The following is a 20,417-nucleotide window of genomic DNA, read 5'->3' as shown; positions in this document are numbered from 1 at the left end:
CCCCTCAAACTGTTAACGTGTTTAGTTATAATAAAAAACGTTGTAACAGTGCTTTCATTATAATGATAAAAAAATCGGGGGATTCTTTCTATGTGTAATCATCTAAAGATTAATCTGTTTTGTCGTTCTTTTTTGTATGATTATCTAACAAGAGGAGTGCGAAGTATAAAACATTTAAATCTTTGAATTGTTTTGGATCAAGTCCTGTATATTCCTCAATCTTTTTTAGTCTGTAATGCAATGTGTTAATGTGTATATGTAATTGCTTAGCTGTCTGTTTATAAGATTGGTTATAATCGATAAATAAACGTAAAGTTTGCATAAGCTCAAGAGATGATACTAAGTTTTCAATGGTACGCTCTAGAAACTGTTCCCGCGTTTCAGTAGAAATATCTTGTAAGCACATTTCTAAACGTAAATCTTCATTAAATACAATTTTTTTCGTTTCAAGTGATACAGAAAGAGCTCGCAATGCTTGTTCGTATGATATGTTCATATTGCTTGGCGTAACTGTCTGTCCAATCCCGATATATAAAGTAATAGAAAATAAAGTTTCGCAGTCTTGCTTTAACCGTTTTAGAAATTGATAAGTTTGCTCTTTGGAGCTTATCGCCGTAAATAAAATGAATCGATCATTTCCCCAACGAACAAATAGATGTTCCTTTGTTAATGTATTGCGTATATGCTGCCAAATTTTACGTTGGAGCATCGTGTCATTTTGGCCGATAGAGAACAAAATGAGCTGTTTCTTCTTATATAAATCAATGCCAAGTGTTTTTGCACGATCGAGAAAACTAGGAGACCAGTCTGTATTTTGAAGCCAATCAAAGACAAATGCTTCATACGAACGGTGCTCAAGTTCCAGCTGTTCTAAAAAGTAGTTTTCGTGAATTAATAGTTCGGTCATCTTACGTAATATTTCGCCGTACTGTGAAATGTTTTCAGGTTCTCCTGTAATGCCGATGACACCAATTACTTCGTCATGGAATAGTAGCGGAAGATTCATCCCAGCTTTTACACCTTGCAGTCGCCGTTCATCTTCTTTTGTAATGATGACAGTTTTTTTTTGTTTCGCGCAGCGGAGTGCACCTTCATGAAATTGACCAATTCTTTCTGCATCTGTACTTGCGATAATAACACCTTGTATATTAATGATAATAATATTTTCTGTAATTAGTCTGCGTACTTCTCGTACAATTTTATTCGCTAAATCAGGAAAAAGCATAATTGACACACCTCAAATTTTATTTGTTGTACATTATATATGTAAATGGAGTAAGAAAGGAAAATTTCACACTTTCCACACATTTATTTGGTATTTTACAATTATAACGAAATCATCTGAAGATGGAGGGAATCTTTTGAGAAAGTATGTTTTTCTTCTCTGTTTTTTATTTCTATTAGTAGGGTGTCAAGGAAGTCCATATACACCGATTGCTAATGATAAAAATGTTATTATAACTACGAATATAAAAGAAGGTAGTATTAGTTTTATTGATAAACAAACTAAAAAACTAATTACGACATGGGAACTAAATGAGCCGATGGCAGGAATTGCACTACTTCCAAACGGTGAGGACATACTTGTATACGGCAAGCAATTAGAGTACATGTATGTATATTCACTAACGGAAGGAAGGCAAGTGGAAAAATATAAAACTGGAAAAGGCATTGTAAATGTAGTCGTATCAGAAGATAAAAAGCAATTATTCGCTGCCGATCAAACTGCTCAAAAGGTAAGGTTCTTTACGATAAAAGGGAAAGAGACAGGGAGCGTGTCAACTGGAAAAGGGCCAATAACGATGGTAGAGCATCATAACCAGTTATCTGTATTAAACTTTTATGATACGAAATTAACGACAATTGATACAAAGACAAAAGAGGTTATACAATCCTTTATGATTCCACCAGCATCAACAGGAGCGACGGTTAGTCCTGATGGGAAAGAAATATGGATTGGCGGACATGGTGATGGAAATCAAGTGAATGAGAAAGTATTAGTGTATTCATTACAGAGCGGAGAAATGGTACGTTCTTTACACGCTCCATTTATGCCCGTGAACATAACGAATGATAATCAGTACGTCTATGCATTAAGTCACGGTTCGAATACACTTCGAAAGTTTGATGTTAGCACGTATAAAGAGGTAGCTTCTGTAGAAGTAGGATCGAACCCATTTGCATTTTTAAAAAGCGGGGCAGAAGGATACGTAGCAAGTTATGATAGTGATGAAGTGTGCGTCATCGATATGAAGAATTTAAAAATAAAACAAACAATTAAAGTCGGAAAAGGACCGTTTCAACTCATAGAGAGAGAAGGGGAAGGGTAATGAGTAAATATAGAGTGCTAGTTGTAGATGATGAAAGTGATATGAGACAACTTGTAGGAATGTACTTAGATAACTTCGGATACGAATGGGGAGAAGCCGAAAATGGAAAAGAGGCTCTGAAAAAATTAGAGTCGGATCACTATGATTTCGTTGTGCTAGATATTATGATGCCTGAAATGGATGGACTGTCAGTTTGTAAAGAAATTAGAAAAACGTCAGATGTGCCGATTATATTTTTAACGGCAAAAGGTGAAGAGTGGAATAGGGTGAACGGTTTACGTATGGGAGCAGATGATTATATTGTAAAGCCGTTTAGTCCTGGTGAGTTGATTGCTCGTATGGAAGCTGTGTTAAGACGATATACAAAGCAAGAACAGCAAGAGGAGATTCAGTTTGGACCAATCTTTATTAATGAAAAAAGTAGACGAATTGAGACGGATGGACAAGTAGTATCACTTACGGTTAAAGAGTTTGATTTACTATATTTCCTTTGCCAACATAATGGACAAGTATTTAGTCGGGAACAATTGCTTGAAAAGGTGTGGGGATATGATTATGCAGGAAGTACAAGAACGGTAGATACGCATGTGAAAACGATGCGTCTAAAGCTCGGAGAAAGTGGAAACTACATTCAAACTGTTTGGGGTGTAGGTTATAAATTTGAGGTGTAACGTATGTTTACGATGGTACAAAAGCTTTGGCTTACAGTAGTATGTGCAGTATGTGTAACAGTTTCCTTTCTTTATTTTGTATCTTTATACTCATATGAAAAGCTATACGTGGACAATTTAAAAGATTCATTAGTAGTGGAAGGGAAGCGTCTTGCTACGCAATATGATAAACATGAAGGAGTAGCCACTTTCGAAGAGAAAGTAAGAGCATACGATCAAATATCTAGTTCAGATGTTCTTTTCGTGTACAATCCGCGTGATTTAAGCGCATGTTTGCCTTTTGATGTTCACCATCATTCTCTTATAAGTGAAGGGGATAGACAGTCGCTATTAGATGGAAAAACTGTGACAAAGATAGGGTATGAAGAACATTTTGATCGCAATATTATGGGTGTTGTCATTCCGGTTTTAGATAATAAAAAATTAGTTGGTATTGTATACTCTTATATTCCTTTAAAAAGTATAAAAGATTTGATATTTGATATGGGTCTTATTTTAGCGCCGTTAGCACTTGCTATGATTTTAATTACAATATGGATTGGTAGAAAAATTATTATTGCTATTACAAGACCGCTTTCGCAAATGGAACGAGTTGCAAATCATCTGGCTACAGGAGATTTCTCAGAGCGAATTACAATTTCTTCAGAAGATGAAATTGGACGATTGGGAAAAGCGTTTAATAAAATGGCGAATTCTTTAGAAACAGAAGACGTAAAGCGTAAGGAATTTTTAGCGAATGTTTCGCATGAACTTAGAACGCCACTTAGTTATATTAAAGGATATAGTGAAGCTATTTTAGACGGTGTAGCAAAGGGGCCGCAGCAGGAAAAAGTAACGCAACTCATCCATAAAGAAGCAGATCGCATGCAGCGCCTCGTTCATGATTTATTAGATTTAGCGCAGCTAGAAGGTGAACATTTTCCGTTAAAGAAGCAACCTATCGTTTTTTCACAACTTATTGAGGATGTATTAGATACGTATGAGATTAAGTTTATAGAAAAGGAAATTCGTATTTCAACAAATTTAAATCCAGAGATCATTGTAATGATTGATGAGGATCGTATGCAACAAGTACTTCATAACGTGTTAGATAATGCGATACGTTATACAAATCAAAACGGGGATATCATAATAACATTAAAGCAAATCGATGATTATTGTGAATTGCACATAAAAGATACAGGAATAGGTATTGATATAGAGCATTTAGAAAATCTCGGGGAACGCTTTTACCGAGTAGATAAAGCGAGAAGTCGTCAACATGGTGGAACAGGTTTAGGCCTTGCAATTGTAAGGCAAATTGTTCATATACATGATGGTGAGTGGAGAATAGAAAGCGAAAAAGGTAAGGGAACGACAGTTATTATTAAATTAAAAGTACAAGATGAGGAAAGCATGTTCTAATGTAAAAGGGCATGCTTTTTATTAAATATAAATTAATATCAAATAAATATTAAAAATTTGACGGTTTTATGAACAAAACATTTGTACTTCTTTCCAATTCGTTCTAAAATAGTTATGGATGCTAAGTTCTTATAAATCGTTTCAATTGTTGTTTGGAAGATACTGAGGTGATTTAATTGGAGTACAAATCTATTAAACCGAAAAAAATTTACGAAGAAGTATCTGAAGCTATTTTAACAATGATTAAAAATGGTACGTTAAAACCTGGTGACAAACTACTTCCTGTGCATCAATTAGCTGAGCAGTTTCAAGTTGGCAGATCTGCTGTTCGTGAAGCGCTAAGTGCGTTAAGAGCGATGGGCTTAATTGAGATGAAACAAGGAGAAGGTACATATGTGAAGAATTTCGATTCTTCTTCATTAACAAAATCATTAAATAATAAATTATTAATGAAGAAAGAGGATATTTTGAATTTATTAGAAGTACGAAAGGTGCTTGAAGTGGGGGCAGTTCGAGCAGCGGCGGCAAAACGTACGGAAGATAACTTGCAAAATATGAAACATTGGTTAGATGAAATGGCAAAGAGCATAGGAAATGAAAAGGCTGGCGAAAAAGCTGATTTTCAGTTCCATATGGGAATTGCAGAGTCTTCGCATAATAACATTTTACTTGAACTCATGAATCACGTTTCAGAGATGATTGCTGAAACGATTGGTGAATCAAGACGCATTATTTTATATGGTGAACAAACAACATCAGAACGACTTATAGAAGAGCATCAAGTCATATATGATGCGGTGTTAAAGCAAGATGTAGAATTAGCGCAGCAAGCAATGCTAGATCATTTAACAAATGTAGAACATATTGTCACAGGTAAAACAGATATAAATTCGTAATTTAATCTTTTAAAAATTTAATTTTCTGATAAAATAGAGAGAGATTAAGTAAGCGTTTTCCTTAGAAGAGGGAGAGGATAGGCCATGGTTGAGCCTACTTCTTCTAATCTTAGTCATCTGATGACCATATGATTGTTGGCGAAGTTGTAATGAGGGGGAATTATAGTTATGAAAGTTACTTTATTTGTTACTTGTTTAGTCGATATGTTTGAAACAAACGTCGGTAAGGCAACAGTTGAAGTATTGGAGCGTTTAGGTTGTGAAATTGAATTTCCAGAAGCACAAGTTTGTTGTGGACAGCCTGCTTATAATAGCGGCCATGTAGAAGCAGCAAAAGAAGCGATGAAACATATGATTGAAACTTTCGAAGATGCAGAATATATCGTTACACCATCTGGCTCTTGTGCGACAATGTTTCATGAGTATCCGCATGTTTTTAAAGATGATCCAAAATGGGCTAAACGTGCACAAAAGGTTGCTGATAAAACATATGAATTTACACAATTTATTGTAGATGTTTTAAAAGTTACAGACGTTGGTGCAAGCTTACCTGGGATAGCTACTATTCATAAATCTTGTCATATGACACGTCTGCTTGGAGTAAAAGAAGCACCAGGAATTTTACTATCAAACGTAAAAGGATTAACTGTGAGAGAATTACCAAACGCGCAAAATTGTTGTGGGTTTGGGGGAACGTTTTCAGTTAAGATGACACCTATTTCTGAACAAATGGTAGATGAAAAAGTAGATAGTGTAATGGAAACAGGTGCTGATTATTTAATCGGTGCAGATTGTGGGTGTTTGTTAAACATTGGCGGACGTATTGAGCGTTTAGGAAAAGAAGTAAAAGTGATGCATATTGCTGAGGTACTGAATAGTCGCTCATGAAGGGGGAACATAAGCTATGTCTATGAAAATCAGTGAGAAAAAATTTAATGATCGCGTTGGCGATGGAATTCAAGATTCGTTTATGCGCGGAGCAGTATCTTCTGCACAAACGCGTTTATATACGAATCGCTTAAAAGCAGCAGACGAATTAGGAAACTGGGAAGAGTGGCGTGAACTAGGTGAACAAATTCGTCAACACACGTTAGAAAATCTTGATTATTACTTAACGCAGTTAAGTGATAATGTAGCAAAAAGAGGCGGACACGTGTACTTTGCGAAAACGAAAGAGGACGCAGCAAAGTACATTCAAGACGTTGCGAAAAAGAAGCAAGCGAAAAAAGTAGTGAAATCAAAGTCGATGGTAACAGAAGAAATTAGTATGAACCACGCACTTGAAGAGATTGGTTGTGAAGTGTTAGAAAGTGACTTGGGAGAGTATATCTTGCAAGTAGATAACGATCCACCTTCACATATTATTGCGCCTGCACTTCATAAAAATAGAACGCAAATTCGCGATGTATTTAAAGAAAAGCTGGGCTATGAAAATTCTGATGATCCATACGAAATGACAAAGTTTGTTCGTAAACAACTTCGTGAAAAATTTATGGATGCGGAAATTGGTGTAACAGGTTGTAACTTCGCTGTTGCAAATACGGGTTCTCTTTGTTTAGTAACGAACGAAGGTAATGCCGACCTTGTCATGTCGATTCCAAAAACACAAATTGCAGTAATGGGTATGGAACGTATGGTTCCGACAATGGAAGAATTAGATGTTTTAGTTGGTTTACTATGTCGTAGCGCAGTAGGTCAAAAGTTAACAAGTTATGTAACTGTAGCGGGACCAATTCAAGAAGAGGAAGTAGATGGACCTGAAGAGTTCCACTTAGTTGTTGTGGACAATGGCCGTTCTCAAATTCTTGGATCTGAATTCCGCTCAGTATTGCAATGTATTCGTTGCGCAGCTTGTGTTAATGTATGCCCTGTATATCGTCACGTTGGCGGACATTCATACGGTTCTATATATTCAGGACCAATTGGTGCGGTATTAACACCACTTCTAGGTGGGTATGACGATTACAAAGAGCTTCCATATGCATCTAGTTTATGCGGAGCATGTACAGAAGCTTGTCCAGTAAAAATTCCATTGCATGATTTATTATTAAAACATCGCCAAGTGATCGTTGAGCAAGAAGGCCGTGCTCCACTTGCAGAAAAATTAGCAATGAAAATGTTTAGTATGGGCGCATCTTCAGCAGCTTTATATAAAATGGGATCGAAAATGGCACCGGCAGCAATGAGTCCATTTACATCTGGTAACCGTGTATCAAAAGGTGTTGGACCACTTAAAAACTGGACGGACATTCGTGAATTCCCGGCTCCAAGTAAAGAACGATTCCGTGATTGGTATAAAGATCATAAGAAAGGCGGGGACAACTAATGACAGGATTAATTCAAAACCGTGAGTCCTTTCTAGATAATATCGCAAAAGAACTTGGACGTGAGCGGAAGACAGAAGGCGTAGAACGTCCAGTATGGAAAAATAATGTGAATGAAGAAACATTAAAAGATTATTCACAAGAAGAATTGTTAGAAGTATTTAAAAATCAATGTACAAACATTCATACAACTGTTGTGGAAACAACAAACGACCGTTTACGTGAAGATATTCAAAAAGTAATCGTTGAAAACGGCGGGGGACCTATTATATTATCAGCAGATGAACGTTTTGATTCCTATGGATTGACTTCTTTATTTAAAGAAGAGCTTCCAAAGCAAAATGTTGAAGTAAATGTATGGGATCCTGAGAAAAAAGAAGAGAATATGCGTATAGCGGAAAAAGCGAATATTGGAATCGCATTTAGTGATTATACTTTAGCTGAATCTGGTACGATTGTTGTACAAAGTCATAAAGGACAAGGGCGTTCTTTACACTTTTTACCGACTGTATACTTTGCTATTATTCCACGTGAAACACTTGTACCTCGTATTACGCAAGCAGTTCAGGATATGAACTTACGTGTAGAAAATGGCGAAGCAGTTGCATCTTGTATTAACTTTATAACAGGACCAAGTAACTCTGCAGATATTGAAATGAATCTTGTCGTCGGAGTTCACGGACCATTAAAAGCAGTATATTTCATCGTATAAAATAGGGGAAAGCAGGCCGGAAAACGGCCTGCTTTTTTTATAGAATAAAGATAATATGAAGTAGAAGTTCTCTCCTTTTTTTGCTATGTTCTTTTGGAAAGGAGAGGAAGGGATGTTCACTTATGTATATGCATTGTTAGTGGGTATGGTGTTTGGTTCTTTTTTTATGGTAATCGCAATGAGGGTTCCTGTAGGTGAATCTATTATTACACCGCGCTCGCATTGTCACTACTGCAAGTATACGTTACAGCCGAAAGAACTGATTCCAATCATTTCATTTTGTATGCAGAAAGGGCGTTGTACGAATTGTAAAAGAAAAATCTCAATTTTGTACACAGTATTTGAATTTGTTACAGGAAGTTTATTTTTTCTTACTGTATATGTAATCGGAATAGAACAGGAGCTCATTATCATTTTATCGCTTTTTTCTTTACTGCTTATTATTTCAGTTACAGATTTAGTATATATGCTAATACCTAATCGTATTTTAATTGGGTTTGCTTTTTTGCTTATTTTAGAATGTATTTTTGTACCGTTAGTTACCTGGATAGATAGTATAGCTGGCTGTGGAACCATTTTTATTTTGTTATATTGTGTGCAAAGGATTTATCCAGAGGGTCTTGGCGGAGGTGATGTGAAATTACTTGCGTTACTTGGGTTTGTAGTAGGAGTGAAAGGGAGTTTTATGATTTTATTTTTATCATCTTGCTTTAGTCTTTGTTTTTTCGGGATTGGTATCGTATTAAAACGTATAGAAGCAAGAAAGCCCATTCCGTTTGGACCCTTTATTAGTCTTGGAGCAATATGTTATGTGTTAGTTACATATTCAAAATAGAAGGGAATTAGAAAATGAATGTGTATATGGATGATCAAAGAAGTTGTCCGTTCGGATATGTGCTCGCAACGACAGTAGACTGTGCCTTGCAAATGGTTCGGGATTATGATGTGAATATTCTTTCCCTTGATTTTAATATGGGATGGCGCCAGCGTAATGGGCTTGATTTCGTAGATGCTTTTTGTGAAGAGCAATTATATGTTAAGGAAATTCACTTTCATACAAATGATGTCATTGGTATGCATAAGATGAGGCAAAGAATAGAAAGAGGGAAAGAACAAGGAGAGATTGAAGCACATATTATTGTGAAATATGTAGGGAGCTAAAAACTCCAAAGTAAAACTTTGGAGTTTTTAATGTTTCATATGTGCTTGTAAAGGAATGATTTCCTCTGTTGGAACTGCTGCTAATTCAGTTTCTTCCTGTTTAACAGTAGGTGCTTTCTTTGTTAAGTAATGATATACCATACCAACAAATACTGATCCGCCAATAATGTTACCGATTGTAACTGGAATTAAGTTATGAATAGCCCCAGCGAAAGTAATTGTATCAGGATGTGGTGAAACTAAAGATAAGGCAAACAATGATAAGTTTGCAATGCTATGCTCATAGCCAGATAAGAAGAATGTGAAAACGAGCATCATTATCATCAATATTTTTGCTGTATCACCTTTTACTTGAGAAGGTAAGAAACAGGCAAGACATACGAGCCAGTTACATAAAATCGCTTTAAAGAATAATTGCATTGTAGGTGTATTCATCTTTCCTTCAACGACTGTATTCATTAAATGACTGTGATCAATTGCTCCGAAAATGCCAGTTGCGTAAAATAATAAAGCAAAGAATAAAGCACCAGCTAAGTTACCTGCATAACAAGCAACCCAGTTACGAAGTGTATCAGAAATCGTTGTTTCTTTTCGTAAAGTTGCCACTGTGAAATACATTGTATTTCCAGTAAATAATTCAGCACCGCCATATATAATAAGTACGAGAGCAATTCCGAAAAACATGGACTCAGCTAAATAGGTTGCTGGTGAATCTGCAATGTGAAAAAAGTTACCTAATTTAAAACATAGTACAATAATAAAACCGATATAAATACCAGCAAGTGCAGCACGAATGAAATATTGCATTGGGTTTGTATCTATCATTTGCTTTTTGCTCTTAGCCAGTTTGACAACATAATCTAATCCTTGTTCTAGCATGAATAATACGCTCCTTTAGTACATCATCTATAAATACTCCTTATATGAATAAAGTACATGGATTTGTTCTCGTTTTCAATAAGTTTGTTCAATATTTCACAAAAAGGACATACATCCGCGAGGGAAGCGTTTACAATAGGTAGTATAATGGAATTTTTTCTAAAAATAGAGAGGGATTGAAATGAGTGAAAAAGAAAAAGCGCTGTAATTACAGCGCTTTTTCGTCTAAATTCTTTTCTACTTTTACTTCTACTTCTTTTGAGAAGAACCAACCACAAACTGCGATTCCAATTAATACACCCCAGAATGTAAGCTTCCACGGAGTAGATTCTGGGAATGAGTGTGGAAGGACACCTAAAGCAGGGTGTGCTAGCGTATACACTGCTAATTTCACACCAACCCAACCTACAATTAAAAATGCTGCAGTTTCAAGCCCTGGTTTACGTTTTAATATTTGTACGAAAGCAGATGCTGCAAATCGCATTATAACTAATCCGATAAGTCCACCTGCAAAAATAACGATAAATTGACCTGTATCAAGACTACCAATCTTACCTAATCCTGTTTCCGGTAAAGTCACTGCTAATGCAACAGCAGCTAAAATTGAATCAACAGCGAAGGCAATATCTGCAACCTCGACTTTAAAGACAGTCCACCAAAAGTTCTCTTGCTTTTTCTCTGTTTCTTTTTCTTCTGTTTCTTCAGGTGCATTCTTTTTAACATACGTTTTAAATAAATGATTCCCCGCGATAAACATAAGATAAATCGCACCAATTGCTTGCACTTGCCATACATCGACTAGGAACGAGATCATAAATAACGATCCGAATCGGAAAACAAATGCCCCCGCTAATCCATAAAATAGTGCTTTCTTTCGTTTTTCTTCTGGTAAATGTTTTACCATAATTGCAAGAACGAGTGCGTTATCAGCCGCTAAAATCCCCTCTAGTGCAATTAGGATGAGTAATACCCAACCATACTCCAATAATAATGATACATCCATGTACATTCTCCTCTCATTTCTCTAAGTACTAAACAAGTGAAGAAATTCCCCATTGTTTAGCTTCCCCATACTCCTGCCTATTAACTTTGGAATAATTTGGTAATTAATACAAAAAAGACCTCTGCCGTTAATAGGCAAAGGTCTTGCTAGACATATGTAATGAAAATGCCAACAAAGCCGGAAGAACTAAGTTCTACGTAATGACGACTTTGTTTCCAAGAAATAATTCTTGGACGCTACTCCCCTTTGGAGATATGCTGTTATATTCTCATTATATGGATAATTTATACGGTTGTCAACCTGTTAAAATATCTTCATTCGGATATTTTATTTTTCGGTTCTTTTTACGTGCAAATGAAAAAGCCAATGTTAAAGGTCCCATTTTTCCAAAGAACATCATAAAGATAATAATAGCTTTTCCGATAATTGTTAAGTGTGGTGTTAAATTCATACTGAGGCCGACAGTACCAAATGCTGAAAATACTTCGAAAGCACTCATCAATAGAGGAACACGTTCAGTAATACTCAAAATTAAAATAGCAAAAAAGATAAATGAAATGGAAATAATAGTAATGGTTAATGATTTGACAATGAGAGTATCTTTAATGGATTTTTTAAACACGACAATATCATCTTGTTCTTGTAAAAATTTAAATACGCCAAAAAACATGATTAAAAATGTTGTTAACTTAATTCCACCACCGGTTGAAGCACTACCAGCACCAATAAACATAAGGAGCATCATTAATAGTAGGGAAGGTTTGGATAATGCAGAAATATCAACCGTATTAAATCCAGCAGTTCGCGTTGAAACCGCTTGGAAATAAGCTGCCATTCCTTCTTCAAATGGGGTGAAATCTCTCATAGAAAGAGAGTTATGGAACTCGAATATAAAAATAAAAACGGTAGCAATAATATTTACGATTAGAGTAGAAGAGAGCATAAGCTTTGAGTGTAAAGTAAGGTTTTTAAAGTTTTTCTTTCTTTTGATATCTACGATTACTGTAAAACCAATCCCGCCTAAAATGATGAGAGAGGAAATAACAAGATTGACAAGAATACTATGGGAATGGGACATTAAATTATCACTCCACACAGAAAAACCAGCGTTATTAAAGGCTGAGATCGAATGAAAAAAACTATAATATATCCCTTTAGCAATCCCGTATTTTGGTACCCATTCAAAAGAGAGAAACAAAGTAGCGATACATTCGACTGTAAAAGAGAATAAAAATAATGCTTTTGCAAGACGAATGACACCGCCGATATTCGTTTGATTTAATGCTTGTTGCAATAAAATTCGGTTTTGAAGGCCGATTTTTCTACCGAGCATAATCGCAATTAAAACAGCAAAGCTCATAATGCCAAGCCCGCCCACTTGTATAAGCGTTAAAATGACACACTGTCCGAACAAAGTAAATACTTTTCCAGTATCTACAACACCAAGCCCAGTAACAGTACAAGCAGAAACTGTTGTAAATAAGGCATCGAGCCATGAAATAGACGTTGTTGTAGCTATTGGTAGCTTTAATAAACATGTGCCGACAATAGATAATACAATAAAAGATAAAGTAAGAACGCGGGGAGGACTCATACTAATGTTAATCCGTTTCATGTCACATATCGTTCCTTTCGGTTTGCTCTTGTTAGTATGTGAAAAAGCGCTAATATGTATGTTGAAAATAGAAAGAGGCAGAGAATATCTGCCTCTAAGCCATATGATATATAATTATCCACGTAATTGTTGTTGAGCTAAAGCAACAAGACGTTTTGTTACTTCGCCTCCGACTGAACCGTTAGATCGAGATGCTGTATTAGATCCTAAGCTAACACCGAATTCTTGTGCAATTTCATATTTAAATTGTTCAAGCGCTTGTTCTGCACCTGGAACTAGTAATTTATTTGTTTTTACCATGTTGATACACATCCTTATGAGTAGTCCAGTTTAGGTAAGTACTATCTAAGCTGGTAACGTTATTTTATGTGGAAATAACGTACTCATACCCGGAAGTAATCGGTGTGATTAGAAGTTCTTGGATAGAAAAAAAGAGTAGCAAATTTGCTACTCTTTTTTCAGTATTGTCGCTGTACCTTCCAAGACAATATCACCGGATTGATTATAGATGTTTGTTTGTAATGTAATGATTTTTTTATCATCCCGTTTTTTGATGACTTCTGCCACTACACGAAGTGTATCGCCGATTTTGACAGGAGCGCGGAATGAAACGTTTTGAGATAAATAAATCGTGTTTTTGCCAGGGAGTTTCGTTCCGAGAATGGTAGAAATAAAACTGGAAACGAGCATGCCATGAGCAATACGTTCTTTAAACATTGTCGTTTTTGCAAACGAATCTAAAATATGGATGGGATTTACATCTCCAGTCAATTTTGCAAAATTGATAACGTCCTCATCCGTAATTTGTTTTATTAAAGATGCTTGGTCACCGACTTGAATCTCATCATAACGAAGCTCCGGAACAGTTTGTGCTTCTTGAAATGGATTCATTTTGTCCTCCTTCTTTTCCATATCGAAAAATGCCAGCCATCTTGATGTAGTAGGAGGAAGAAAGAGTTTTGTTTGTGCTGCAGTTAGTTGCCACATTTTTCTTACTTGATGGAAGTAAATAGATTTTTTGAGTTTTCCTCGAACTGCTTTGCGAGTTCTAGTTGTTTGGACTTGAACTCTCCCAAAAAAACTTCTAACTGTTTTTGAACCTCTTCACGTTGAGACTGTTGTTGCTCGATAAAGTGCTTTGTTGTTTCTTCAAATTGCCCACTTGTTTGAGTAAGAATAGACAAAGATGTTTTCGTAGGAGAAACAGTAAGTTGGTGCATTTGAGTAGAAAGCTCATTCCATTTTTCTTGCCACTCGTTAATTTGGTCATTTAAGGAGTTTCCAGTTAATTGTTTCACGTAATCTGTATATTGGTTATTGAACTGAGCAGTGAATTGGTGTAGTTCTTTTTCTAGTTCATCTACTCCTGATGTTAATTTATGCAAAGCGTCTTGTTGTTGTTTTAACGTTTCTAAAGTAAGTTGCTCTAATTGTTTCCCTGCTGAAGAGAAAAGGGAAAGAGATTGAGACCAGTTTTTCCAAAATGCATCGACTAATTCGTATGGCTTAGTTTCCATTGTTTGAACCTCCAAATGTTTTTTTGCATATTGTGAACGCAGATTACTCTGCTGTACCACCAGGTGAAGATGAAGAATCCTTTTCATCCTTTTCTGGAGAAGTAGAAAATGGAAAGAATGCGTTGGTGTATAACGTGAAAAACGTCCGCAGCATATTTTGGTAATGCTCAAAAGAAGTCGCACATGTTGTTAAATATTGCTCTCCATATTCAGTTAAAGAATAAATTCTTTTTGCTGGCCCTCCATCGCTTGTATCCCAAGTAGAAGAAATAAGATTTTCTTTTTCTAATTTGCGTAGTGTTCTATACACATTGCCTTGGTCAACAGAAGAAAAGCCGATATCCATTAGCATTTGAATAAGTTTGTAACCATGAAGACTCCAGTCTTTTAGACAGAGAAGTAAGAAGGGAACTAAGAAGTTTTTTGGCATGGAGTTTGGTTGTTTTGCTTGGTTGTTCTCCAAACTTTCGCGTTGTTCTGGTTCATTTTGTAGCATGATTGTGCATCACCTCATGAATCAGTTAGATGGAATTTTTTGCTTATAAGTGCAATTTACACCTATCTGTTTTTAATGTCAATACATTTGTTGGAAAATAAAGAAAAATAAAATATGTACTTGAAGTTTTATTCAGAATATTAGAAAATAGTGAATAGGTTGAATTGTTTCAAAAACGAAAAAGGGAGTGTAGGTAAAGTGATTGATCAAAAATTCGATCCACTACAAGCATGGAAAAATGCTTATGAACAAACCGAAACATTTTGGGGAAAAGCGCTCAATGAAACAATTAAAACAGAAGAATATTCTGCTTGGATGGGTAGCGTTCTAGATTTGAATTTGTTTTATCAAAAAGCATTAAATGATACGACAAAAAATTATTTAGAACAAGTAAATGTACCGACAAAAGAGGATATCGCAAGAGTGGCTACGCTTGTTATTAACTTGGAAAATAAAGTAGATAACATCGAGGAAGTTCTAGAAGAGAAAGTAGACTCATTAGAACAAGCTCCTACATTAAAGCGTGATGTTACGAAAGTAAAACAAGATCTTCGCACGTTAGAAACGAAGGTTGATCAAATTTTAGAATTACTAGAAAAGCAAAATGCGGTACTAGCTAAACTGCAAGTACCTGTAAAAGAAGAAGTAAAGCCTGCGAATAAGCCAGAAAATAAAAAATGATAAAAGCGTTTGTTTATAACGTGTAAGAGAGAGAGGGAGAATCTTTTTTCATGTATAAACAACGAAACATAATTAATATATGGACTCTATTAGTATGAGTACCAAAATGATTCATAACAATCGTTCACAAATTCATTTAAGGGGGAAAAGAAATGGTTCAATTAAATGGCAAAGTAGCAATCGTAACAGGTGGGGCAAAAGGAATTGGAAAAGCAATTACAGTAGCATTGGCACAAGAGGGCGCTAAAGTTGTTATTAACTATAACAGCAGTAAAGAAGCAGCTGAAAATTTAGTAAATGAATTAGGAAAAGAAGGATATGACGTTTATGCAGTTCAAGCGGATGTTTCTAAAGTAGAAGATGCAAACCGTCTTGTAGAAGAAGCTGTGAATCATTTTGGTAAAGTTGATATTCTTGTTAACAATGCCGGTATTACAAGAGATCGTACATTCAAAAAGTTAAATCGTGAAGATTGGGAGCGCGTAATTGACGTGAACTTAAGCAGTGTATTTAATACGACAAGTGCGGTACTTCCATACATATCGGAAGCAGAAGAAGGAAGAATCATTAGTATTTCTTCTATTATTGGCCAAGCTGGTGGATTTGGACAAACAAACTATTCAGCAGCGAAAGCAGGTATGCTAGGATTTACAAAATCATTAGCATTAGAACTTGCAAAAACAAATGTAACTGTAAACGCAATTTGCCCAGGATTTATTGATACTGAGATGGTAGCAGAAGTACCGGAAGAAGTACGTCAAAAAATCGTTGCGAAAATCCCGAAAAAACGTTTTGGTCAAGCTGATGAAATTGCAAAAGGTGTAGTATATCTATGCCGTGACGGTGCGTATATCACAGGTCAGCAATTAAATATTAACGGCGGATTATACATGTAATGAAGTAAGAAAAAAGTGCATATCCATATCAGGAATGCACTTCTTTTTTTAGAAAGAAATCGATCGAAAAGGAGATAGAAAAATGACTACATTCGTAACAGAATGGGAAAAGCAATTAGAGTTGTACCCAGAAGAGTACCGAAAAGCATATCGTCGTGTGAAAAGAGCGAGTGAAATTTTATTACGTGAACCAGAACCACAAGTTGGTTTAACACCGAAAGAGGTTATTTGGACGAAGAATAAAACGAAGCTGTATCGTTACATTCCAAAACAAGAAAAAACTCAAAGAGTGCCAATCTTATTAATATATGCTCTTATTAATAAGCCATATATTATGGATTTAACTCCTGGAAATAGTTTAGTGGAGTATTTAGTGGATCGTGGTTTTGATGTGTATATGCTTGATTGGGGAACATTTGGTTTAGAAGATAGTCATTTGAAATTTGATGATTTCGTGTTCGATTATATTGCAAAAGCAGTGAAAAAAGTAATGAGAACTGCAAAATCGGACGAGATTTCTTTACTTGGTTATTGCATGGGTGGAACATTAACATCTATTTATGCAGCACTTCATCCGCACATGCCAATTCGTAATTTAATCTTCATGACAAGTCCTTTTGACTTTTCTGAAACAGGATTATATGGTCCTTTACTAGATGAAAAATATTTCAATTTAGATAAAGCGGTTGATACATTCGGAAACATTCCACCAGAAATGATTGATTTCGGAAACAAGATGCTAAAACCAATTACAAACTTTGTCGGTCCATATGTTGCTTTAGTCGATCGTTCAGAAAATGAGCGCTTCGTCGAAAGTTGGAAGTTAGTTCAAAAATGGGTTGGTGACGGTATTCCGTTCCCAGGTGAATCTTATAGACAATGGATTCGTGATTTTTATCAAAATAATAAATTGGTTAAGGGTGAACTCGTTATTCGCGGACAAAAGGTAGACCTAGCAAATATTAAGGCTAATGTCTTAAATATTTCCGCGAAACGTGATCACATCGCTCTTCCGTGTCAAGTAGAAGCTTTACTTGATCATATTTCTAGCACGGATAAACAATATGTATGTTTACCAACAGGACATATGTCTATCGTTTACGGTGGAACAGCTGTAAAACAAACATATCCAACGATTGGAAATTGGCTTGAAGAGCGTTCGAATTAAAAAGAAAAAATCCAACTAGCCTATGTTAGTTGGATTTTTTTATGAAAAATGACGAAACATAGGAAGGAGAAATTTACATTGTAGGAGTATAATTATGAAGCTTATAACTGGTAAGTTGTTTTGGAATACAGGAGTTTCTGTACCTTGTTATCCAACGCTAGAAAATGATATGATATGTGATGTGCTCGTAGTTGGAAGTGGAGAAGCAGGCGCTCATATAGCGTATGCGTTAGCGAAAATTGGAATGCGCGTTACGCTCATTGAAAAAAGAGCAATTGCATGTGGTAGTACAGCTGCCAATACAGGTTTATTACAATTTCTTCATGATAAATCGTTGACCTCTCTTATCCATACATTTGGCGAAGAGAAAGGGGCACGAGCATATAGACTTTGTTATGAAGCGCTCAGAACAATGGAGAAAGTGCTGCCAACTCTCGATATTAATCCTCATTTTATTCCGCGAAATAGTTTGTATTATGCAAGTAGGGATGAGGATATTTTATTTTTACAAGAAGAATATAATACGTTACGCCATTATGGATTTCCAGTCGAATACTTTACAGAGTCTGATATTAAGAAACGTTATTCATTTGCAAAACAAGCAGCGTTATATACAAGCGGTGATGCAGAAGTGAATCCATATTTATTAGCGCATAGTCTATTGCATAAAGCGAGACAAATGGGTGCTACTATTTATGAACATACAGAGGCACTACATATTAAAAAAATCCAAAATGATTTAATTTGCTATACGAAAACAGGAAATAAAATCGTAGCAAAGAATATTATTATGGCGACAGGTTATGAAGCGATACTTGGAAAGAAAGAGAAAAATACAATAGTAGAAACGTCTTATGCAGTTGTGACAAATGAGATAGATCATTTTGAAGGCTGGCATGAGCAATCATTAATTTGGGAAACAGCACGGCCTTACTTATATTTTCGAACGTATCAAAACCGTATTATTGTAGGTGGATTAGATGAAGCGATGCAAATTCAAACAATCGGTGATACGAAATTATTGCACAAGCGTGATATCCTTATTAACATTGTAAAAGAAATGTTCCCGCAGTATAAAAATATACAGGCAGAGTACTATTGGGCAGCAGCATTTGGTGGCAGTCATGATGGTCTCCCTATTTTAAAAGAAGATAAAAAAATACATAATTTATATTACGCACTGCCATATGGGGGAAATGGAACTGTGTATGGAATGGTATTTGCCAAATTATTTGAGCAGTTGTTTACAAATAAAGAAAGCGAAGATTTTTCTTTATTTAATCGATAGAAAAAAGGTAGCGAAGTGATGGAATGAGAGATATAAAAAAATTTTTACAAAAATTACGTCCCGTACAACTCATTGTTTTGTTTTATTTATTAGCAGTAGTCGTATCGGTGATATTGCTTAGTTTACCGTTTGTTACGAAGGACGGTGTGAAATGGACGTTTATCGACGCCTTATTTACATCTGTTAGTGCGGTAAGTGTTACGGGATTGTCTGTTGTTACGATTCCAGATACATTTACTACGGCAGGAATTATTGTTCTAGCCCTAATTTTACAATTAGGTGGCTTAGGAATTATGGCGCTTGGTACATTCGTTTGGATCATAACGGGGAAAAAGATTGGTTTGCAGCGAAGAAGATTAATTATGGCAGACCATAATCAAGGGAATTTATCGGGTCTTGTAGAATTGATGCGTTCTATTTTAATTGTAATTATTTCGATAGAGCTCATTGGAGCAATACTGTTGGGTACAAGATTTCTACTTTACTTCCCGACTTGGCAAGAAGCTTATTTCCACGGTTTCTTTGCTGCTATTAGTGCAACTACGAACGGAGGATTTGATTTAACTGGACAATCACTGATCCCGTACAAAAAGGATTATATTGTTCAAATGATTCATATGTTACTTATTATTTTAGGAGCTATCGGCTTCCCAGTGTTAATGGAAGTAAAGCAATTCCTTAGTAAAAGGCGACAGCAACTATTTCGTTTTTCATTATTTACGAAATTAACGACAACGACATTTTTTGCACTTGTTGTTGTTGGAACAATTATGATTTTTCTATTAGAACGAAATCATTTTTTAGCAGGAAAGTCATGGCATGAAACGGTATTTTATACATTATTCCAATCTGTGACGACGCGAAGTGGTGGACTCGCTACAATGGACATACGTGAATTATCACAACCGACGCTTTTATTTATGAGTATATTAATGTTTATAGGAGCATCTCCAAGTTCAGTTGGGGGCGGGATACGTACAACAACATTTGCTGTTAGTATATTATCCTTATATACATTTGCAAGGGGCGGGAGAACAGTCCGAGTCTTCAAACGTCAGATACATGAAGAAGATGTACTGAAAGCATCTGTTGTTATGACGATGGGGATTTTATTATGTGCCTCAGCGCTATTTATTTTATCTATTACAGAAAATGTACCACTTATGAGCTTAATCGTAGAAGTTTGTTCTGCTTTTGGGACAACGGGACTATCAACAGGTATTACTCCAGATTTAACAACTGTTGGTAAACTTGTACTCATTGTACTTATGTTTATCGGACGCGTCGGTATTTTAACATTTATATTGGCTAGTGGCGGAAGAGAGCAGCCACCTCGCTATAAATATCCGAAAGAACGAATCATTATTGGATAGTAT

At 35.7% G+C, this 20,417-nt stretch carries 22 protein-coding genes and 1 riboswitch; of the genes, 14 read left to right on the top strand and 8 right to left on the bottom strand.

What is annotated here, in order from left to right; genetic code table 11:
• Positions 1 to 109: 109 nt before the first annotated feature.
• On the bottom strand, positions 110 to 1,225 hold the full coding sequence (locus COC96_RS09620; protein ID WP_098269110.1) for a CdaR family transcriptional regulator: 1,116 nt from the start codon (positions 1,223 to 1,225) through the stop codon (positions 110 to 112).
• 136 nt (positions 1,226 to 1,361) lie between these two features.
• On the opposite strand from COC96_RS09620, the gene COC96_RS09615 reads away from it, so the two are divergent.
• The 9 genes from COC96_RS09615 to COC96_RS09575 all read left to right on the top strand — a co-directional run bounded on the left by COC96_RS09615 (position 1,362) and on the right by COC96_RS09575 (position 9,498).
• Positions 1,362 to 2,330: a YncE family protein gene (locus COC96_RS09615; RefSeq protein ID WP_098768689.1), complete on the top strand. Its 969-nt coding sequence runs from the start codon at positions 1,362 to 1,364 to the stop codon at positions 2,328 to 2,330.
• Positions 2,330 to 3,001 (top strand): response regulator transcription factor, encoded by a 672-nt coding sequence (locus COC96_RS09610; protein WP_088231357.1) that lies wholly within the window; start codon positions 2,330 to 2,332, stop codon positions 2,999 to 3,001. The genes COC96_RS09615 and COC96_RS09610 overlap by 1 nt, the downstream gene beginning before the upstream one ends.
• A gap of 3 nt (positions 3,002 to 3,004) precedes the next feature.
• Positions 3,005 to 4,405 carry a sensor histidine kinase gene (locus COC96_RS09605; RefSeq protein WP_098269112.1) on the top strand — a complete coding sequence of 467 codons (1,401 nt, stop codon included), beginning with the start codon at positions 3,005 to 3,007 and terminating at the stop codon, positions 4,403 to 4,405.
• A 206-nt stretch (positions 4,406 to 4,611) separates the two neighbouring features.
• Positions 4,612 to 5,301, top strand: a complete 690-nt coding sequence (locus tag COC96_RS09600) for a FadR/GntR family transcriptional regulator (RefSeq protein ID WP_255291269.1) — start codon at positions 4,612 to 4,614, stop codon at positions 5,299 to 5,301.
• 168 nt (positions 5,302 to 5,469) lie between these two features.
• Positions 5,470 to 6,189, top strand: coding sequence for a (Fe-S)-binding protein (locus tag COC96_RS09595; protein WP_097903464.1), 720 nt, complete (start codon positions 5,470 to 5,472; stop codon positions 6,187 to 6,189).
• 16 nt (positions 6,190 to 6,205) lie between these two features.
• Positions 6,206 to 7,627, top strand: coding sequence for a LutB/LldF family L-lactate oxidation iron-sulfur protein (locus COC96_RS09590; RefSeq protein WP_098269114.1), 1,422 nt, complete (start codon positions 6,206 to 6,208; stop codon positions 7,625 to 7,627).
• Positions 7,627 to 8,337: a LutC/YkgG family protein gene (locus COC96_RS09585; protein ID WP_098269115.1), complete on the top strand. Its 711-nt coding sequence runs from the start codon at positions 7,627 to 7,629 to the stop codon at positions 8,335 to 8,337. Before COC96_RS09590 ends, COC96_RS09585 begins: the two co-directional genes overlap by 1 nt.
• A 112-nt stretch (positions 8,338 to 8,449) precedes the next feature.
• A complete protein-coding gene (locus COC96_RS09580) occupies positions 8,450 to 9,172 on the top strand; it encodes a prepilin peptidase (protein WP_098768688.1) in 723 nt (240 codons plus the stop codon).
• 14 nt (positions 9,173 to 9,186) lie between these two features.
• Positions 9,187 to 9,498 (top strand): cyclic-phosphate processing receiver domain-containing protein, encoded by a 312-nt coding sequence (locus COC96_RS09575; protein WP_098768687.1) that lies wholly within the window; start codon positions 9,187 to 9,189, stop codon positions 9,496 to 9,498.
• A 27-nt stretch (positions 9,499 to 9,525) separates the two neighbouring features.
• On the opposite strand, the gene COC96_RS09570 is transcribed toward COC96_RS09575, so the two are convergent.
• The 7 genes from COC96_RS09570 to phaQ form a co-directional block, all read right to left on the bottom strand.
• Complete coding sequence (locus COC96_RS09570) at positions 9,526 to 10,377, bottom strand: formate/nitrite transporter family protein (RefSeq protein ID WP_098269118.1); 852 nt, start codon at positions 10,375 to 10,377, stop codon at positions 9,526 to 9,528.
• Between the two features lie 208 nt (positions 10,378 to 10,585).
• Positions 10,586 to 11,380, bottom strand: a complete 795-nt coding sequence (locus tag COC96_RS09565; protein ID WP_098269119.1) for a TerC family protein — start codon at positions 11,378 to 11,380, stop codon at positions 10,586 to 10,588.
• Positions 11,381 to 11,470: 90 nt separating this feature from the next.
• A riboswitch (yybP-ykoY riboswitch) is annotated at positions 11,471 to 11,637 on the bottom strand.
• Positions 11,638 to 11,675: 38 nt separating this feature from the next.
• Entirely contained in the window at positions 11,676 to 12,995 is a 1,320-nt protein-coding gene (locus COC96_RS09560; protein ID WP_098269120.1) for a TrkH family potassium uptake protein, read from the bottom strand.
• 114 nt (positions 12,996 to 13,109) lie between these two features.
• On the bottom strand, positions 13,110 to 13,295 hold the full coding sequence (locus COC96_RS09555; protein ID WP_000241212.1) for an alpha/beta-type small acid-soluble spore protein: 186 nt from the start codon (positions 13,293 to 13,295) through the stop codon (positions 13,110 to 13,112).
• Positions 13,296 to 13,442: 147 nt separating this feature from the next.
• Positions 13,443 to 13,886, bottom strand: a complete 444-nt coding sequence (locus COC96_RS09550; protein ID WP_098768686.1) for a MaoC family dehydratase — start codon at positions 13,884 to 13,886, stop codon at positions 13,443 to 13,445.
• Between the two features lie 101 nt (positions 13,887 to 13,987).
• Positions 13,988 to 14,512, bottom strand: coding sequence for a polyhydroxyalkanoic acid inclusion protein PhaP (gene phaP, locus COC96_RS09545; protein ID WP_000448577.1), 525 nt, complete (start codon positions 14,510 to 14,512; stop codon positions 13,988 to 13,990).
• Positions 14,513 to 14,555: 43 nt separating this feature from the next.
• Positions 14,556 to 15,008: a poly-beta-hydroxybutyrate-responsive repressor gene (gene phaQ / locus COC96_RS09540; protein ID WP_000939954.1), complete on the bottom strand. Its 453-nt coding sequence runs from the start codon at positions 15,006 to 15,008 to the stop codon at positions 14,556 to 14,558.
• 198 nt (positions 15,009 to 15,206) lie between these two features.
• Here phaQ and phaR point away from each other — a divergent pair, with 198 nt between their 5' ends.
• The 5 genes from phaR to COC96_RS09515 all read left to right on the top strand — a co-directional run bounded on the left by phaR (position 15,207) and on the right by COC96_RS09515 (position 20,414).
• Positions 15,207 to 15,689, top strand: coding sequence for a polyhydroxyalkanoic acid synthase subunit PhaR (phaR, locus tag COC96_RS09535; protein ID WP_097903477.1), 483 nt, complete (start codon positions 15,207 to 15,209; stop codon positions 15,687 to 15,689).
• A 152-nt stretch (positions 15,690 to 15,841) separates the two neighbouring features.
• Complete coding sequence (locus COC96_RS09530; protein WP_098768685.1) at positions 15,842 to 16,585, top strand: acetoacetyl-CoA reductase; 744 nt, start codon at positions 15,842 to 15,844, stop codon at positions 16,583 to 16,585.
• A gap of 82 nt (positions 16,586 to 16,667) precedes the next feature.
• On the top strand, positions 16,668 to 17,753 hold the full coding sequence (gene phaC, locus COC96_RS09525; RefSeq protein ID WP_000206837.1) for a class III poly(R)-hydroxyalkanoic acid synthase subunit PhaC: 1,086 nt from the start codon (positions 16,668 to 16,670) through the stop codon (positions 17,751 to 17,753).
• Positions 17,754 to 17,847: 94 nt separating this feature from the next.
• Positions 17,848 to 19,041 carry an NAD(P)/FAD-dependent oxidoreductase gene (locus COC96_RS09520; RefSeq protein WP_098768684.1) on the top strand — a complete coding sequence of 398 codons (1,194 nt, stop codon included), beginning with the start codon at positions 17,848 to 17,850 and terminating at the stop codon, positions 19,039 to 19,041.
• Between the two features lie 23 nt (positions 19,042 to 19,064).
• A complete protein-coding gene (locus COC96_RS09515; protein WP_098768683.1) occupies positions 19,065 to 20,414 on the top strand; it encodes a TrkH family potassium uptake protein in 1,350 nt (449 codons plus the stop codon).
• Positions 20,415 to 20,417 lie beyond the last annotated feature (3 nt).

The sequence above is a fragment of the Bacillus cereus genome, from assembly GCF_002577405.1.
GTDB lineage: Bacteria > Bacillota > Bacilli > Bacillales > Bacillaceae_G > Bacillus_A > Bacillus_A cereus_AU.
This window is presented reverse-complemented; position numbering and strand designations above follow the sequence as displayed.

Coding starts and splice junctions, on each gene's coding strand:
- COC96_RS09620 (WP_098269110.1), bottom strand. CDS start 1,225: ATGCTTTTTCCTGATTTAGCGAATAAAATTGTACGAGAAGTACGCAGA.
- COC96_RS09610 (WP_088231357.1), top strand. CDS start 2,330: ATGAGTAAATATAGAGTGCTAGTTGTAGATGATGAAAGTGATATGAGA.
- COC96_RS09605 (WP_098269112.1), top strand. CDS start 3,005: ATGTTTACGATGGTACAAAAGCTTTGGCTTACAGTAGTATGTGCAGTA.
- COC96_RS09595 (WP_097903464.1), top strand. CDS start 5,470: ATGAAAGTTACTTTATTTGTTACTTGTTTAGTCGATATGTTTGAAACA.
- COC96_RS09590 (WP_098269114.1), top strand. CDS start 6,206: ATGTCTATGAAAATCAGTGAGAAAAAATTTAATGATCGCGTTGGCGAT.
- COC96_RS09585 (WP_098269115.1), top strand. CDS start 7,627: ATGACAGGATTAATTCAAAACCGTGAGTCCTTTCTAGATAATATCGCA.
- COC96_RS09580 (WP_098768688.1), top strand. CDS start 8,450: ATGTTCACTTATGTATATGCATTGTTAGTGGGTATGGTGTTTGGTTCT.
- COC96_RS09575 (WP_098768687.1), top strand. CDS start 9,187: ATGAATGTGTATATGGATGATCAAAGAAGTTGTCCGTTCGGATATGTG.
- COC96_RS09570 (WP_098269118.1), bottom strand. CDS start 10,377: ATGCTAGAACAAGGATTAGATTATGTTGTCAAACTGGCTAAGAGCAAA.
- COC96_RS09565 (WP_098269119.1), bottom strand. CDS start 11,380: ATGGATGTATCATTATTATTGGAGTATGGTTGGGTATTACTCATCCTA.
- COC96_RS09560 (WP_098269120.1), bottom strand. CDS start 12,995: ATGAAACGGATTAACATTAGTATGAGTCCTCCCCGCGTTCTTACTTTA.
- COC96_RS09555 (WP_000241212.1), bottom strand. CDS start 13,295: ATGGTAAAAACAAATAAATTACTAGTTCCAGGTGCAGAACAAGCGCTT.
- COC96_RS09550 (WP_098768686.1), bottom strand. CDS start 13,886: ATGAATCCATTTCAAGAAGCACAAACTGTTCCGGAGCTTCGTTATGAT.
- phaP (WP_000448577.1), bottom strand. CDS start 14,512: ATGGAAACTAAGCCATACGAATTAGTCGATGCATTTTGGAAAAACTGG.
- phaQ (WP_000939954.1), bottom strand. CDS start 15,008: ATGCTACAAAATGAACCAGAACAACGCGAAAGTTTGGAGAACAACCAA.
- COC96_RS09530 (WP_098768685.1), top strand. CDS start 15,842: ATGGTTCAATTAAATGGCAAAGTAGCAATCGTAACAGGTGGGGCAAAA.
- phaC (WP_000206837.1), top strand. CDS start 16,668: ATGACTACATTCGTAACAGAATGGGAAAAGCAATTAGAGTTGTACCCA.
- COC96_RS09520 (WP_098768684.1), top strand. CDS start 17,848: ATGAAGCTTATAACTGGTAAGTTGTTTTGGAATACAGGAGTTTCTGTA.
- COC96_RS09515 (WP_098768683.1), top strand. CDS start 19,065: ATGAGAGATATAAAAAAATTTTTACAAAAATTACGTCCCGTACAACTC.